Origin of the sequence: Kribbella sp. NPDC050470, from assembly GCF_044458365.1 — a bacterium.
Taxonomy (GTDB): domain Bacteria; phylum Actinomycetota; class Actinomycetes; order Propionibacteriales; family Kribbellaceae; genus Kribbella.
Map to the genome: position 1 here is coordinate 470359 of NZ_JBITHV010000006.1, position 15423 is coordinate 485781.

Consider the following 15423-nt stretch of genomic DNA (forward strand, 5'->3'; position numbering starts at 1 on the left):
CTCTGTTGAATGCCGCGCTGCCGCGCGGCGGGTCATGGGGCTGGAACTCCCGGCCTTCCCTCGTCGCTCCAGTCGCTTCGCTCCCTCCACTCCTCAGTCCAGGCCGGGAGGCCCCATGACCGGGTTCGACGAGCCGCTGCGCGAGTTGCTGCTGCAGACGGAGGACCTGGAGTGGGTGGACAAGTCCCTCGGCGGGCTGTCCCACAAGATGCTGTGGCGTGACCCGGAGACCGAGGCGTCGATCGCGCTGGTGCGGTTCGAGAAGGGGTCCGGGATCCCGTCCGAGCACAAGCACGCGTCGAACCAGTTCATGTTCTGCCTGTCCGGGCGGTACGTGTACCTGCCGACCGGGACGACGCTGACCAAGGGCAGCTTCTACTGGAACCCCAAGGGCAACGTGCACGGGCCGACGCTGGCCGAGGAGACGTCCGTCCTGCTGGAGGTGTACGACGGGCCGCACTACCCGGAGCGGCCGTCGTTCTACGACAACGACGAGGACGCCCGCTGAGATGGCCGGTTGGGACGTCCACACCCACCTGATCCCGCCCACTGTGCTCTCCGCTGCGCACAAGGGCGAGTTCGGGCTGTCCGTCGACAACGGTTCGCTGGTCGTCGACGGACAGCGGCTGCCGTTGGGGCGGCTGGCCGACCCGGCTGCACTTCTGCGCTGGATCGACGAGCAAGACCTGGACGGTGCTGTGGTGTCCGTCCCGCCTGCACTCTTCCGGTACGACACCGGCGTCGAGTGGGCCGAGTTGGTGAACCAGGGGTTGCGGGAGCTCGCCACACCTCAGCTGCGGGTGCTGGGCCAGCTGCCGCTGCTTGATGCAGCTGCACCCTCGGTTGCTGCTGCTCTGGCCCGCGAGGGGGTCTTCAGCGGCTTTGCCCTGGGTACGCCGAGCTACGAGGGGCTGGATCCGGTGTGGGAGATGCTGCACGCACTGGAGGCCTTCACGCTGATCCACCCGGGGCACAGTGACGACAAGCGGCTCGAGTCGTTCTACTTGACGAATCTGTTGGGGAATCCGTACGAGACCGGGCTGGCTGCGGCGAGTCTGATCTTCGCGGATGTGCCGGGGCGGTTTCCGGGGATCCGGTTCTGCCTGTGCCATGGGGGTGGTGTGACGGCGGCGCTGGCCGGCCGTTGGCAGCGGGGGATCGACACGGCGCGGCCGGGGATCGAGCCACCGTCGCTGGCGGTGGCGGACGCGTTGCGCCGGTTCTACGTCGACGACTTGGTGCACGACGACGCCGTACTGGAGCTGCTCGGCTCCACGTTCGGGCCCGAGCGGGTGCTGGCCGGCAGCGACTGGCCGTTCCCGATGGGCAGCGACTCCGTGTCCGCGATGCGGGCGCTGGCGGCCGGTGAGCTGACCGTACCGCTGGCGAAGGAGGTCGTCGCGCCGTGAGACGGGCTTTTCGTCAGGACAAACGTGTGATCAGATATCAAATCGTGGGAACCGGGGTGAAGCAATGAGCGCGCGGACGGGGGCAGTGCTGCGCAGTCATGGGCCGGGTCAGCAGCTGAAGGCCGAAGAGGTCGAGCAGGTTGCCGGACCAGGGGAGACGCTGGTCGAGATGCGGCTGGCCGCGGTGACGCAGGCCGACCGGTCGGTCCTGGCTGGCAAACAACCGACGCAACCCTTCATGCCGGGGTCCGAAGGCGTTGGTGTCGCGGTGACCTCAGCGAGTCTTGCGGCCGGGACGCCCGTGCTGATCCGTGGCGAGGGTGTCGGGGTGACGAGGCAGGGCCTCTGGGGCCGGTACGCCGTCGTGCCCGATGCCGCAGTACACCGGCTGCCTGCCGAGCTGGATGCTGTGGTCGCTCTTGCTCTGCTGACGCCGGCGTTGACTGCCCATACTGCCGTGCGGCGCGTTGCCGCCGTGCTGGACGACGAGACCGTTGTGGTCACCGGGGTGACCAGTCTGCTGGGTCGTCTGTGTGCAGCGATGGCTCGCGCGGCCGGTGCGCGGAAGGTGATCGGGCTGGCCTGGGTCGGCGAGGCTGTGGACGCGGCTGCGCCGTTGGTCGACCAGATCGTGCGTGTGGACGAGCTAGGGCAGGTCGGGCGTGAGCTGCCGTGGTGCGACGCGGCGATCGACACTGTGGGCGGTCCGGTCACCAGTGGGGTGCTCGGCCAGATCACTCCGGGCGGGCGGATCGCCGTACTGGGTTACAAGGCTGGTGAGTTCACCACGATCGACCTGCACCAGCTGATCGGGCGAGACCTGCGAGTGCTGCCGGTGAACCTGCAACGAACAGTCCTCGAACCTGGTGCGGTCAGCGAGGCGCTCGCTGCGGTCGCGCCGGTGCAGGTGCGGCCGGACGTCGAGTTGGTGACCGCCGACCGGGCCGGCGACGCACTGGACCGGATCGCTCCCGATCGCAGGGTTTTCCTTGATCTGACGGTGTTCTGACGTAGCTGCCGGTTCGGGCCGCTGGACTAGACCAATCAGTGATACTGAGCAATCTGTTGTCGGAGTCCCGCAGATCACCCACCGGCCGCTACGGTTACCTCCCAGAGTTGTGCAGTGGAGGAGAGAGGTAGCCCGCACCCTATGACCCGACGACTCGAGCTCACGCCCGGGGGACCGACCGGCCGTCGTACCCTCGCCGAGGAGGCGGCCGCCGAACTGCACGAACTCATCCTGTCCGGCGAGCTTCCGAGTGGTACGGCGCTTCGGCTCGAGGAGCTCGCGAAGCGGCTGGACATGAGCCAGATGCCGATCCGCGAAGGGCTGCGGCGGATGCAGGCGCTCGGGCTGGTCGAGATCGTTCCGCACAAGGGCGCGTGGGTCCGCGAGCTGTCGATGGAGGACCTGCGCGACACGCACCAGACCCGGCTGGCGCTGGAGTCCCTCGCGGTACGGGCGGCCGCGACCCGCTTCTCCGACTCCGACGCCGCACTGGCCCGCACTGCGCTGGCCGAGCACGTGCGGCTCTCGAAGGCCGGCGACAACATCGCCTCCCGGCAGGCGCACACCGAGTTCCACTTCGCCATCTACCGGGCCGGTGGGTCGCGCTGGCTGCCGCGCGCGATCGAGCCGGTGTGGCAGAACAGCGAGCGCTACCGGTTCGGCTCGCGGCAGACCAAGGCGCGGATCGAGCAGACCCGGCGTGAGCACCAGGCGATACTCGACGCGTGCGTCGCGCACGACGAGGCCGGTGCGGAGGCCGCGTTGCGCGAACACCTCGAGGGCGCGATGCAGCGCATCACGCAAACGATGGAGCGTCGCTACCAGAAGAGTTGAGCACCTCGAAGCGGTCGGTCTGCCAGCCACCCGCGTCGAAGATCGCCCGCAGCAGCAGGGAGTCGCCGCGTCTGCCGTAGGTGGTGACCAGTTCGGTGATGTCCGTCGTACCCAGGCCGTCGTAGTACTGGTCCAACGCCTTGCGACGGCGTTGGGCTGCTTCCGGGGTGCTGGTGATCTCTTGCAGTTCCGTTTGGCAGCCGACGACCTGCCCGGAGCCCACCTTCTCTCCGGGCAGGTGTCGTTGCAGGTGGTTGTGGCCTGCCTGCACGTCCTGTGCTCGCAGCCTTGCGCCCAAGGCGTGAGTCTGCTGCTGTTGCACGGCTCGTGAGATGGCGATGTGGTCCGGGTGTCCTGTGAGCCCGTCCCTTCCGACCGTCAGCACGAGCTGCGGTTGGACCTCGCTGACGGCGCGTGCGACCTCTGCCGCGACCTCATTGGGCTGTGCACTCGCCAGCGTGTGCGGGCCGCCTGATCCACCGTCGTCGACCCAGCGGCCCTTGGTGCTCAGCCAGTTCCACTCGTCGATGCCGAGCAGGTCGCATGACGCTTGCAGTCTGTCTGCCGCGTTGCCGATTCCTGCTGTGGCGACCCGCAGTACGACGTGCCACCCCGCAGCGCTGAGCACTGCGGTGGCGGCGCCGGTAGCGAAGACCTCGTCATCCGGATGCGCGTGGATAACGAGCGCCGTACGCAACTAGTCGGCCAGCCGGGCCGGGAAGCCGCCTGTCGCGACCGGGCCCCAGCGCTCCGGGGTGACGCGGATCAGGCACTTGCCCTGCGTCCGCATGGCCTCGCGGTACTCGTCCCAGTCCGGGTGCTCACCGGAGATCGACCGGTAGTACTCAACCAGCGGCTCCACCGCGTCCGGCAGCTGGATCACCTCGCCAGTGCCGTCCACCTGCACCCACGGACCGTTCCAGTCGTCCGACAGCACCACGACACTGGTCTGCGGGTTCCGCTCCACGTTCGTGCTCTTGGCCCGCTCCGGGTACGACGAGATGACGATCCGGCCCTCGCTGTCCACTCCACCCGACACCGGCGAGGCCTGCGGCGTCCCGTCCGCCCTCGTGGTGATCAGCAACATGTGATGGCGCGGCCGCACGAACTCCAGCAGCTCCTCGACCCCGACCGTCGTATTCGTGGCAACTGTTCTCGGCATGCCCCCACCCTATGTTCGCTCACACCACCCCCGTCTCCTCGTCGTCCATCAGGTGGCCTTCCTCAGCAGGTCGTCGGGGGTGAGGAGTTGTTCCAGCTCCTCGTCGGGGAGGTGGTTGATGAGGTCCTTGGTGCGTTGGGCCTGTGGGGTGGTCGGGAGGGCGCCGGCGAGGAGCTCGGGGAGGAAGAGCTCGTAGCCGGCGCGGGCTCGGGGTGTGTACCTGTGCCTGGTCCTGGCGACCGCAGAGGAGACCCGGATAGCGTGCTCGTTGCCCGGCGGTACGTCGGGACGGTCGACCTCACGTGCAGCGAAGCGGAAGCCGTTCGCCTTGTCGCAACTCGCACAGCCGACCGGACCGGCGCCAAGCCCCGAGCCGCACTCACCACACGTCAACTGCTTGAGCGCCCCGTCCACAACCCGCCAGTCGAACTCGGACGTGTCCTGCAGAACGACCTCGGCCAGCTCCCGGGCCTCCGCCGTACCAACTGCCACGCCCGACTCCGCGCAGAACCCTCGCCAGGCCTCGTCGATACTGTCCTCGACCACTCGAAGCGCGTCCACCAATCGCGCGTGCTCCACCCGCCGCATGCGCTGGACTCTAGTGTCCCGGTGAGCTGTGGACGACCGGATTGACATGTTCGAACAGGTGTTCGAACATGGATTCATGACGGGGAGAAAGGCAGCGGATCGGGCGCCGGCGGTGACGGCGCTGGATCAGGCGCGCACGCTGCTCGCCCGAGCCAAGGCGCAGAAGGCGGCTCGGCTTCAGGCCGAGGACGAAGAAACCCTCGACTCACCCGTCCCCCTCCGGATTTCCGCCCAGGCGACCGCGGGTGGTGGGGTGCGGCGGTTGGTGGCGGCGCCGCGGACCACCGAGACGCGGGTGCAGCAGGCGCTGGACACCGCGAGTGTGGATCGGGTGCTGCCCACGTTGCCCGCGGTCTCCGAGCTGCTGGCGGGGGCTGGGTTGCGCGGCGGATCGGCGTACTCCGTGCGGGGATCGTCGGCGCTGGCGATGGCGATGATGGCCGGTCCGTCCGCGGAGGGTGCGTGGTGCGGGGTGGTCGGGCTGCCGTCGTTCGGGGCGGAGGCTGCGCGGGCGCTCGGGGTGGACCTCGAGCGCCTGGTCCTGGTGCCGGATCCGGAGCATGACTGGCTCAACGTCGTCGCTGCTCTGGTCGATGCGCTGACGGTGGTGGTGGTCCGTCCGCCGGGGGAGGTGACGCCGGGGGAGGCGTCCCGGCTCGCCGCGCGTCTGCGGACCCGGGGTGCGGTGCTGATCGCGGTTGGCTCCTGGCCGGGGAGTGAGGCGCGGCTGGAGGTGGAGAGCAACGTCTGGACCGGCTTGGGGGCCGGTGAAGGCCTGCTCGCCGCCCGGCAGGCGACCGTCGTGGTCACCGGCCGGCGAGCCGCCGTGCGCCAACGCCGGCACCAGCTCTGGCTCCCCGGACCGGACGGCGCCATCCGCTCGATCGACACCGCGGCGGACAGCACCTTTCGCCCGGTGGACTCCGCGGATGCCGCTGTTCGCGCGGTCGGCTCCGCGTCTGACGGTGCCTCCCGTTCGGTCGACTCCGGAGGTGGCGCTGTTCGCGGGGTCGGCTCGGCGGCGGACGGCGCCTTCCGGCCGGGTGTTGGCGAGGCTCCGGGCTGGCAGGACGAGGCGGTGGGGTGATGGGGCGTGGGCTGACTCGCACGATGGTGGTCTGGGTGCCGGACTGGCCGGTGACAGCGGCCGCGGTGGCGGCCGGGCGCTCTCCGGACGAGCCCATCGCCGTGCTGGAGAAGGGCAAGGTGCTCGCCACCTCCGCCGCGGCCCGGGCCGGCGGGGTGCGCCGCGGTCTGCGGGCCCGGGACGCGCAGTCGCGCTGCCCGGAGCTCGTCGTGCTGAAGTACGACCCGGTGATCGACGCGCGCTCGTTCGACCCGGTGATCGGCTGCCTGGAGGCGCTCATCCCGGGCATCCAGGTGATCCGGCCCGGGATGTGCGCGTTGAAGGCGCGCGGTCCGTCCCGGTTCTACGGCAGCGAGCCGGCCGCGGCCGCGAAGCTGCTCGACCGGCTCGAGACGTTCGACGTGCCGGGGAGCCGGGTGGGGATCGCCGACGGTCCGTTCGCCGCCGAGCAGGCGGCCCGGTCGAGCTCGGCGGAGACGCGGATCCTGGTGGTCCCGCCGGGGGAGTCGGCGGAGTTCCTGGCGCCGTTCAGCGTCGACACGCTCGAGCAGCCGACGCTGACCGACCTGCTCCGCCGGCTCGGGCTGCGGTCGCTGGGTGCGTTCGCGGGGCTGTCTCCCACCGAGGTGCTGACCAGGTTCGGCCCCGACGGCGCCTACGCCCACCGGCTGGCCTGTGGGTTCGACGATCGCTCCGTAGCCGGCCGCGAAGTCCCGCCGGAGCTCGTCCGCACCCTCGACTTCGAGCCGGCGGTGGACCGGGTCGACCAGGTCGCCTTCGCGGTCCGGTCGGTCGCCGACGAGCTGATTGCCCGGCTGACCGAGCTCGGCCTGGTCTGTACGACGCTGCGGGTCGAGGCCGGCACCGAGTCCGGCCGGATCCACGAGCGGGAGTGGTTGCACCCCCGCTGGTTCACCGCGGCGGACGTGGTGGATCGGGTCCGCTGGCAGCTGCAGGGGAGCGGTACGGCGACCACCGAGCTGACGTCACCCGTCGTACGGCTCCGACTCGTGCCCGAGCAGGTCGACCCGGTCGGCGCGCACGTCGACGGGCTGTGGGGCGGCGGGCCGGACGAGCGGATCCACCGGGCGCTGTCGCGGGTCCAGAGCATGCTCGGTCATGGGGCCGTCGCGTCGGTGGTGATCGGTGGCGGCCGCGGGTACGCCGAGCGGCAGACGCTGGTCCCGTGGGGCGACCGCCCGGTGCCGGCCCATCCCGCGGATCAGCCGTGGCCGGGCTCGATCAGCTCCGCCGACGCCACGCGCTGGCCCGCCCTCGCGCCGACCACCATCTTCCCCACCCCGCTTCCCGCGCAGGTCCTCGCCGAGGACGGCAGCGAGGTCTCGGTCAGCGCCCGCGGCGCGCTCTCCGGCACGCCCACCGCCTTCCGCCTCGGCCCAGCCGCTCAAGTTGCACCCGATAGCAACAAGCTGCACCCGATCACTGCCTGGGCCGGCCCCTGGCTGGTCGACGAGCGCTGGTGGGACCCGGACACCGAGTCCCGCCGCGCCCGCTTCCAGTTCACCACCGCCGACACCCGGGCCTGGCTCTTCACCCTCCACCAAACCACCTGGCAGGCCGAAGCCACCTATGACTGACGATCGAGAGGAACAGGAGCGCCATCAGGACCGCGCCCGCCCACATGGATTGCTGCCAGCCACTGACGAAGGAATCCTGAGCGGCCCGGATCAGGGCCTCTGCTTGGGGTCCCGCTTCGGGGGCGACTGCGATGGCGTTGGCGATGCCTTCGCGGGCGGTGTCGGCGGCTGGTTCGGGGATTCCGGCGAGTTGCTGGTCGATGGCATTGCGGTAGCCGGCGGACAACACTGCTCCGAGCAACGCGACACCGAGCGCGGTGCCGAACTCCCGCGTCACGTCGTTGAGCGCGGACGCGACGCCTTGGCGCTCACGCGGCAGCGCACTCGTGATCACCTCGGTGGACGGAGTCATCGACAGGCCCATGCCGAGTCCCATCGCGAGCATGCCCGGCAGGATCGCGACGTAGCCGCCGTCCGCGGAGACGAGCGTCGCCATCAGGACCAGGCCGACGCCCCCGAGCAGGATCCCGGCCGCCATCGTCGCGCGGCCTCCGATCAGCGCGGCGAGCCGCGGCGCGAGCCCGGAGGCGAACATCATCAGCAACGCCATCGGCATCAGCGCGAGCGTCGAGCGCAACCCGGACCAGCCGAGCACAGCCTGGAAGAACGGGAACAGTACGACGAAGATCCCGGCCTGCACACCGAACACCGTCAGCAGCGACACGGACCCACTCGCCAGACCCCGCTTGCGGAACAGTCGTACGTCGAGCAGCGGAGCCGCCCGGCGCAGTTCCCACGCCACGAAGGCGACTGCGCCGACCACACCCACCGCAAGACTCACCAGCGTCAGCGGCGCGCCCCAACCCCGCTCCGGCCCCTCGTGCAACGCGAGGACGAAGCCGAACACAGCCACCACGGACGCCAGCGAGCCGACGACGTCGAAGCGGTGCGCCGACTCCTCACGCGAGTTGGGCACAGCTCGCAGTGCCATCACGATCGCCACAACGACCAGAGCGACCGGCAGCACGAAGAGCCAGCGCCAACTCGCGAGGTCGACCAGGACGGCGGACAGGTACATGCCGAGGATGCCGCCACCACCGGCGACCCCGGTCCACACGCCGATCGCCTTCGAACGGTGCTCGTCCGGGAAGGCCGACGTGATGACGGCGAGCGTGACCGGCATGATCATCGCCGCGCCGACACCGCTGACGAACCGGGCCGCGAGCATCATCTCGGCCGACGTGGCCAAGCCGGCTGCGGCACTGGCCACCCCGAACAGGAGCAGACCGGCCAGCAGTACCGGCTTGCGGCCCCACCGATCACCGGCCGCTCCAAGTGGCAGCAGCAGCGCGGCCAAGCTGATCGTGTAGAGGTTGATGAACCACAGGACCTCCGTCTGGGAGGCGTCGAACGTGACCGCGAGCTCCGGCTGCGCGACGTTCAAACCGGACACCGAGGCGATCACCGCCATCAGCGCGACGCAGACCGCGACCAGGATCGCGCGCCGCCGGCGGGGGTCGTCGATGGTCGGCGCAGCGGCCGCCACGTGGGTACTCATGGGCTTCCCTTCACAACGTCGAGAGTCAGCACCGATGGTGGCGAGGAATCTGCCGAATCGGCAAAGCTTGTTGCCGAATGGCAAACTGGAATGCATGAGCCAAGCAGTGAACAGAACGCTGGACGCGGTCGGGCCCCGGCTGAAGCAGCTGCGGCTGCGTCGCGAGGTCACGCTCGCCGACCTCGCCGACGAGACCGGCATCTCGATCAGCACGTTGTCCCGCCTCGAGTCAGGGCTGCGGCGGCCGACGCTGGAGCAGTTGCTGCCGCTCGCGGGCGCCTACGGGGTCACGCTCGACGAGCTGGTCGACGCGCCGCCCACCGGCAACCCGCGCATCAACCTGCGCCCGATCGCCTGCGGCGACGGGATGGTCGTGCTGCCGCTCACCCGTCGGCCCGGTGGCATCCAGGCGTACAAGTTCGTGCTCCCGGCCGGGCGCGACGACCAAGTGCCCGACCTTCGCACCCACGAGGGGTACGACTGGGCCTACGTTCTCAACGGCCGGCTCCGGCTCGTCCTCGGCGACCAGGAGCTCATCCTCGAGCCGGGGGAGGCCGCGGAGTTCGACACCCGCACCCCGCACTGGTTCGGCGCCACCAGCGCCGGCCCGGTCGAGTTCCTCAGCCTGATCGGCAAACAAGGCGAACGCGCCCATGTCCGCGCGGCCCCGAAGCGTAAGTCGGCAGGCAGCTGACGCGGTCTCCTCGACAGGCGGGCGGAATTGTCGGCGGTAGGGGTGAGAATGGCGCGATGAACGAGCTGGGGCAGTTCGGTCCGCATCGGTGGTCGCCGGGATACCACGGTGCGGACGAGAGGTTTCGCGGGGCGACGTTCATGGTGGCGGACCTGCGCGGCGCGCGGTTCGTCGACTGTGATCTGACCGGGGTGAAGATCGTCGACGCGGCGCTGGTCGACGTCGACATCTCCGGGTGGGTGAGCAGCCTGGTCGTGAACGGTGTCGACGTCACGGAGTACGTCGAGGCCGAGCTCGACCGGCGGCACCCCGAGCGGGTGCAGTTGCGGGAGATCCAGGACGCCGACGGCTTCCGCGCGATGTGGGCGACGCTGGACGGGCTGTGGTCGGAGCTGACCGCCCGGGCCGAGCGGTTGCCCGAATCCGCTCGCCACGAGCGGGTCGCCGGTGAGTGGTCTTTCGTCGAGACGTTGCGCCACCTCATCTGGATCACCGACTCCTGGGTGAGCCGCACGATCCTCGACCAGGAGCGACCGTTCCATCCGCTCGCACTCCCGCAAACCGCCTACAACCCCGCAGACGCGGCGGCGCTGGGCATCGACCTCGACGCCAAACCGACGTACGCCGAAGTCGTCGAAGCCCGCGCAGACCGGCAAGCAGTGGTCAACGCCATCCTCGAGGACCTAACCAACGCCGACCTCGGCCGCCGTTGCCCACGCTCACCCGCACCCGGCTACCCCGAGGAGGACCGCGCGGTAGCCGACTGCCTCGGCGTCCTCATGGACGAGGAAGCCGAGCACTACCGCTTCGCCCTCCGCGACCTGACCACCCTGGAGTCCCGTCAGTAGCGTCAGGGCGCGACCACGATCATCGTCACGGTGCTGCCCAGCGGCACCATCGTGCCCGCCTCGGGCATGACTCTCATCAGTTCGCCCGGGGTGTAACTGGGCCACTTCCTGGTCTGGATGTCCGGCTTCAGCCCCAGGGCGCGGAGTGCCTCGGCGTACTTCGCCGCCGACAGCCCGTTCCCAGGTTCCAAGTAGCGGAAGGGCGGTACGCCGACCCGGTCCGGGACGATCGTGACGCGGTCGAGGATCCGGTCGACCTCGGCTGCGTTCGTCGACGACTGCGCGTAGAACTTCACGTCGAGCGACGGGAGATACACCGCGCCCGAGCACACCGTGACCTTTTTGAACGACTCGCTGACGCAGCTGGTGCGCTGACGTTCGGCCCGGACACCGTCGAGCTGGAAGGTTTCGTCGGCGACGAACTTGAAAAACCGGGTCTTGCCGTCAAGGATCCAGACGCTTTCGACGCCGGCGGGGCGAGGCGACAGGCAGAGATGGACGGCTCCCACGTCGAACATGACCGTGTCGGCCGTCGGCGTCCCGCAGCGTTCCTTGTTGGTGCCCCACTCGGCGGGGACGGCGATGGCCGCGTGACCGACGCCGACCAAGCGGGTGTCGGCGGGCGCGACGTGGGGGCTGGTGGAGGCGACGGGTGGTGGGGTGACTGACGAGGTCGGGCTGGTGAGGAGGGCGGTTGCGCCGCCGGCGGCTGCGACGGCGACGGCGGCGGTGACGCAGACCGCCAGGGTGCGGCGGCGGCGTGCTCGGGTGGCGTGGGCGTGCATCGCGTCGATCGGGGGCGGCCCGACGGTGGTGCGCTCGGCGGCGCGGTCGAGGAGGTCGGTCAGCTTGGATTCGTTCATCGGGATCCTCGCAGTTCGGCCAGGTCCGGGTCCTGGGCCAGGGCCTTCACGGCTCTGGACAGCCGGCTCTTCACGGTGCCGGAGGCGACGTCGAGCACGGTGGCCATCTGCTGCTCGCTCAGATGGGCGTAGTACCGCAGTACCACTGCAGTGCGCTGGTCGCCGGGCAGTCTGTCGAGGGCGCGCATGATCGCGTCTGTGTCGTCGATGCCGGTGGTGTGGTCGGCTCCGCCGTACTCGGGCAGCGTCGCGGTCGGCTTCTCACCGGTCCAGCGGCGGCGACGCGTGGACAGGAAGGTGTTGACCAGGATCCGGTGCACGTAGGCGTCCCGGTCGTCGGCCGCCTGCACCTTGCGCCACTTCAGCAGGCACCGCTCGAGCACGGACTGGACGAGGTCCTCAGCTTCGGCATGGGTGCACCCGAGCAGCACCGCGGAGCGCACCAGCCCCGCCCACCGCGCCGCCACGTACTCGCTGAAGTCGTCGCTCATGCCACCCCCTCTCACCGTATAGACAGGCGAGGCCCGGGCCGAGGTTCCGAGCGCGAGGTCAGAAGTCGATGCGCATCACCGTACGGCGCACGGTCGGCCGAGTGACCTCCTTGAAGCCGGCCTCTTCGAAGGCCTGGCGCGGGCCGACGTGTAACTCGCCCCAGGTGATCTGCTTGCCGGCCTGCGTGACCATCGGATAGGCCTCGAGCGCCCGGGCGCCGCGCGTACGGGCGTGCTCGATGGTGGCGCGGGCCAGCAGATAGGTGAGACCGCGGCCGCGGTAGCCCTTCCGGACGACCATGCAGGTGACCGACCACACCCCGTCGTCGTCCTTGTCCTCAGACCGGCCGGTCCACGGGATGCGCGAGGTCCGGAGCTTCGGGTACGCCGTTCGCGGCTCGACTGCGACCCAGCCGACCGATGTGCCGTCGACGTACCCGACGAGACCGCTGGTCGCCGAGGCAGCCGGGTCGCCGCAGGCCGTCTGGTCCTGCAGCATCGCGGTCCGCTCGTCCTGAGTGGAGTCACGCCAGATCCAGCCGCGGATCTTGAACCGCTGGCACTGGCAGTGCCCCGCATCGGCGGTCCCGAAGACCGCCTGCAGGTCCTCCCAGGACGCCTCGTTCGCGGGGACGACGGTCAACTGCTCCGCCTCGATCGGCGTGCTCACGCTGTTCATACCCGGCACGCTAGCCCGGGTTCCGGACGCTCTACTTCCGGAACACCTGCGCGAGCCGCTCCGCGAAGTCCGCCGGGAACTCGTGCCCCACACCCGGCAACCACTCCACGGCGACCCCGAACGCGGTCAACCGGTCACCCTCGACCACCTCACGCAGGTCGTCGTCCGTCCCCATCAACACCACCGCCGGCTCCAGCGGACCCCGCGCGGCCTCCGGCAGCTGCCGAAGCGCAGGAGCCAGTACGACGACGCCGGCAACCGACTGCGGTTGTCCGGTGAGAGCCCAGTCGAGCGCCACCCGACCACCTGCGGAGAACCCGGCAGCGATCAGCGGCAGCGACTGCAGATCGGCAGGCATGGTCGCGAGCCCCGAAGACACGTCGTCACGAGACTGCTCCGGAGACGGCCACGTGCGGTACATGGGCGACATTTGCTGCGACGACTCCACGCACAGCAGCGCGTAGCCGAGTGCCGTCACGCTCGCCCAGTCGCGCGCCGCACGCGTCGCCCGCTGCCCAGCACCATGTAGCGCCACCACAACGCCCTGCGCGGCACCATCCGGCAGCTGCAAGATCGGTGCCGCAGGAGGTGTGGCAGTGCGCTGCGTCCGAGACACCTCGCGAAGCTCAGCGAAGCCAGGCAGCTCCTGCAGACTGGCCAGGTCGTCGTCCTCGGTCAGCAGCGAGTCGTCCCACCAGGCGCCCGCCGCCGCGGCGGACTGGAGAGCAGCCAGGCCTTCCTCCGGTCGGCCGAGCACTCCGAGGAGACAAGCCCGCGTGTGAGTCAGCTCGGCCAGCCACGGGAGCACGGAGTCATCGGCCTCGTCGAGCACAGCCAGAGCCTCCCGGTGGGAGCCCTGCTGGTAGAACACGTCAACACGATCGATCAGATCGTCGTACGTCGCTTCCGGTGTCTGCACTGGTCGATTCTGACCCACTCAGAGGGCCCACCTCAGAGGGCATCGGCGCGGGACTGCAGATAGCGCTGCTCAGGCACGCTGCCGGTGAGCCGGGCGGCGTCCTGGTAGGCGGCGCGCGCCGCGGGCAGGTCGCCGGACAGCTCCAGCAGATGCGCGCGTACGGCGGCCACCCGGTGATGGTCCTTCAACGCCGGATCCACGTCATCTAGCAGCGCGAGCCCACGATCAGGCCCGTGCACCATCGCGACGGCGACGATGCGGTTGAGGGTGACCATCGGCCCGGGCGCAGCTGACTGGAGCAGTTCGTACAGCATCAGGATCTGCCGCCAGTCGGTGTCCTCGGCCCGGCGAGCCTGGTCGTGTACGGCGGCGATCGCGGCCTGCAGCTGGTACGGCCCGACCGGCGCCGTGCGCAACGTCGACTCGATCAGCTCGGTGCCCTCCGCAATCGCGTCGGCGTTCCACAGCGACCGGTCCTGCTCCGGCAACGGCACCAGCGCGCCGTCGGCCGTCGTACGGGCCGGTCGCCGTGCGTCCGTCAGCAGCATCAGCGCCAGCAGCCCGGCGACCTCGCCGTCGGCCGGCAACTGCTCGCGGAGCTGCCGGGCCAGCCGGATCGCCTCGGCGCTCAGCTCGACTCGGTGCAGCGACGCACCGGACGACGCGGTGTACCCCTCGTTGAAGATCAGGTACAGCACATGCAGTACGGCGGCCAGCCGCGACGGCAGCTCGTCCGCCGGCGGCAGCGCGAAGCGGGCGTCCCGCAGCTTCGCTTTCGCCCGGCTGATCCGCTGCCCGATGGTTGCTTCCGGCACCAGAAAGGCGCGGGCGATCTCACCGGTGGTCAGCCCGCCGACCGCCCGCAGGGTCAGCGCCACCTGCGACTGCGACGTGAGCGCCGGGTGGCAGCAGAGCATCAGGAGCGTCAGCGAGTCGTCGACCGACGACGACTGCTCCGTCTCCGGCCACGCCGCCACCGTCTCCTCACGCCGTACCCGGGCTGCCTCGCTGCGCAGCACCTCGATCCGCCGCCGGGAGGCGACCGTGATCAGCCAGCTGCGCGGGTTGTCCGGCACGCCGTCCGCCGGCCACTGCTGCGCCGCGGCCAGCAGCGCCTCCTGTACGGCGTCCTCGCAGGCGTCGAAGTCGCCGTACCGGCGGACCAGCGGGCCGAGCACCTGGGGAGCGAGCTCGCGCAGCAGCTCCTCGATCACATCAGCGCGCCGAGGTCCCGGACCGGGCGGATCTCGACGACGCTGAACGGCGCCTCCGGGATCTGCGGCACGATCTCGACCGCGCGCTCCATGCTCTCGCAGTCGAGCAGGTAGAACCCGGCCAGCTGCTCCTTCACCTCGGCGAACGGCCCGTCGGTGGTCAGTGCCTGGCCGTCCTGCACCCGCACCTGCTTGGTCAGCCCGGGGTCGTCGAGCGACTCCGAGGCGAGCAGCTCGCCGCGTACGGCCAGTGCCTCGTGCAACGCCGTGTAACCGGCCATCCCCTCCCGCTTCTGCTCGTCGGTCAGCGAGTCCCACACCTGCCGGGACTCCGGATTGCCGTAGATCAGCACCAGGAACTTCACCAGCTCTCCTCCCGTTCAGGTCAGCGTAGAGGCACCACAAGCATCACCCTCTGATATCGATCGGGTCACCGGTTCGCACCAGGCGTAGCGGGGATCGGGCCGGGGCGTTCAGGTATCAGGGGAAAGGCAGGGACTGCCCCGGAGTGGCCGGGCGTAAACCTGTCG

18 protein-coding genes are annotated in these 15423 nt (G+C 70.1%); 8 read left to right on the top strand and 10 right to left on the bottom strand.

The window, feature by feature from the left end; genetic code table 11:
* Positions 1–115: 115 nt before the first annotated feature.
* The 4 genes from ACIBGM_RS20305 to ACIBGM_RS20320 all read left to right on the top strand — a co-directional run bounded on the left by ACIBGM_RS20305 (position 116) and on the right by ACIBGM_RS20320 (position 3252).
* Positions 116–508 carry a cupin domain-containing protein gene (locus ACIBGM_RS20305; RefSeq protein WP_360529356.1) on the top strand — a complete coding sequence of 131 codons (393 nt, stop codon included), beginning with the start codon at positions 116–118 and terminating at the stop codon, positions 506–508.
* A gap of 1 nt (position 509) precedes the next feature.
* Positions 510–1409: an amidohydrolase family protein gene (locus ACIBGM_RS20310; RefSeq protein ID WP_360529353.1), complete on the top strand. Its 900-nt coding sequence runs from the start codon at positions 510–512 to the stop codon at positions 1407–1409.
* Between the two features lie 64 nt (positions 1410–1473).
* Positions 1474–2418: an alcohol dehydrogenase catalytic domain-containing protein gene (locus tag ACIBGM_RS20315; RefSeq protein ID WP_396386425.1), complete on the top strand. Its 945-nt coding sequence runs from the start codon at positions 1474–1476 to the stop codon at positions 2416–2418.
* 141 nt (positions 2419–2559) lie between these two features.
* Positions 2560–3252, top strand: coding sequence for a GntR family transcriptional regulator (locus ACIBGM_RS20320; RefSeq protein ID WP_360529347.1), 693 nt, complete (start codon positions 2560–2562; stop codon positions 3250–3252).
* Here ACIBGM_RS20320 and ACIBGM_RS20325 read toward each other — a convergent pair.
* From ACIBGM_RS20325 to ACIBGM_RS20335, 3 genes are read right to left on the bottom strand one after another with little or no spacing between them, the layout of a single operon-like run.
* Positions 3215–3949, bottom strand: a complete 735-nt coding sequence (locus ACIBGM_RS20325) for a PIG-L family deacetylase (protein WP_396386426.1) — start codon at positions 3947–3949, stop codon at positions 3215–3217. The genes ACIBGM_RS20320 and ACIBGM_RS20325 overlap by 38 nt on opposite strands.
* Positions 3950–4414 (bottom strand): PPOX class F420-dependent oxidoreductase, encoded by a 465-nt coding sequence (locus ACIBGM_RS20330; protein WP_396386427.1) that lies wholly within the window; start codon positions 4412–4414, stop codon positions 3950–3952.
* A 48-nt stretch (positions 4415–4462) separates the two neighbouring features.
* Complete coding sequence (locus tag ACIBGM_RS20335; RefSeq protein ID WP_360529338.1) at positions 4463–5002, bottom strand: hypothetical protein; 540 nt, start codon at positions 5000–5002, stop codon at positions 4463–4465.
* A 76-nt stretch (positions 5003–5078) separates the two neighbouring features.
* On the opposite strand from ACIBGM_RS20335, the gene ACIBGM_RS20340 reads away from it, so the two are divergent.
* Together ACIBGM_RS20340 and ACIBGM_RS20345 are read left to right on the top strand one after the other, a co-directional pair.
* Positions 5079–6089, top strand: coding sequence for a hypothetical protein (locus ACIBGM_RS20340; protein WP_360529335.1), 1011 nt, complete (start codon positions 5079–5081; stop codon positions 6087–6089).
* On the top strand, positions 6089–7687 hold the full coding sequence (locus ACIBGM_RS20345; protein WP_396386428.1) for a DNA polymerase Y family protein: 1599 nt from the start codon (positions 6089–6091) through the stop codon (positions 7685–7687). Before ACIBGM_RS20340 ends, ACIBGM_RS20345 begins: the two co-directional genes overlap by 1 nt.
* Here ACIBGM_RS20345 and ACIBGM_RS20350 read toward each other — a convergent pair.
* Positions 7641–9185, bottom strand: a complete 1545-nt coding sequence (locus ACIBGM_RS20350; RefSeq protein WP_396386429.1) for an MFS transporter — start codon at positions 9183–9185, stop codon at positions 7641–7643. The genes ACIBGM_RS20345 and ACIBGM_RS20350 overlap by 47 nt on opposite strands.
* A gap of 94 nt (positions 9186–9279) precedes the next feature.
* Between ACIBGM_RS20350 and ACIBGM_RS20355 the strand changes: the two genes are divergently transcribed.
* Together ACIBGM_RS20355 and ACIBGM_RS20360 are read left to right on the top strand one after the other, a co-directional pair.
* Positions 9280–9879 carry a helix-turn-helix domain-containing protein gene (locus ACIBGM_RS20355; protein WP_396386430.1) on the top strand — a complete coding sequence of 200 codons (600 nt, stop codon included), beginning with the start codon at positions 9280–9282 and terminating at the stop codon, positions 9877–9879.
* Between the two features lie 56 nt (positions 9880–9935).
* Entirely contained in the window at positions 9936–10727 is a 792-nt protein-coding gene (locus ACIBGM_RS20360) for a DinB family protein (RefSeq protein WP_396386431.1), read from the top strand.
* A gap of 2 nt (positions 10728–10729) precedes the next feature.
* Here ACIBGM_RS20360 and ACIBGM_RS20365 read toward each other — a convergent pair whose 3' ends face one another.
* The 6 genes from ACIBGM_RS20365 to ACIBGM_RS20390 are packed head-to-tail and all read right to left on the bottom strand — an operon-like array spanning position 10730 to position 15258.
* The gene (locus ACIBGM_RS20365; protein ID WP_360529320.1) at positions 10730–11590 is read right to left on the bottom strand and encodes a PASTA domain-containing protein; all 861 of its coding nucleotides are present in this window, start codon (positions 11588–11590) and stop codon (positions 10730–10732) included.
* Positions 11587–12081, bottom strand: coding sequence for a SigE family RNA polymerase sigma factor (locus tag ACIBGM_RS20370; RefSeq protein ID WP_360529317.1), 495 nt, complete (start codon positions 12079–12081; stop codon positions 11587–11589). Before ACIBGM_RS20370 ends, ACIBGM_RS20365 begins: the two co-directional genes overlap by 4 nt.
* A gap of 58 nt (positions 12082–12139) precedes the next feature.
* Positions 12140–12760 (bottom strand): GNAT family N-acetyltransferase, encoded by a 621-nt coding sequence (locus ACIBGM_RS20375; protein ID WP_360529314.1) that lies wholly within the window; start codon positions 12758–12760, stop codon positions 12140–12142.
* A gap of 31 nt (positions 12761–12791) precedes the next feature.
* Positions 12792–13679 (bottom strand): serine aminopeptidase domain-containing protein, encoded by an 888-nt coding sequence (locus ACIBGM_RS20380; RefSeq protein WP_360529311.1) that lies wholly within the window; start codon positions 13677–13679, stop codon positions 12792–12794.
* Positions 13680–13711: 32 nt separating this feature from the next.
* A complete protein-coding gene (locus ACIBGM_RS20385) occupies positions 13712–14893 on the bottom strand; it encodes a sigma-70 family RNA polymerase sigma factor (protein ID WP_360529308.1) in 1182 nt (393 codons plus the stop codon).
* A complete protein-coding gene (locus tag ACIBGM_RS20390; RefSeq protein ID WP_360529305.1) occupies positions 14890–15258 on the bottom strand; it encodes a YciI family protein in 369 nt (122 codons plus the stop codon). The genes ACIBGM_RS20385 and ACIBGM_RS20390 overlap by 4 nt, the downstream gene beginning before the upstream one ends.
* Positions 15259–15423: the final 165 nt, after the last annotated feature.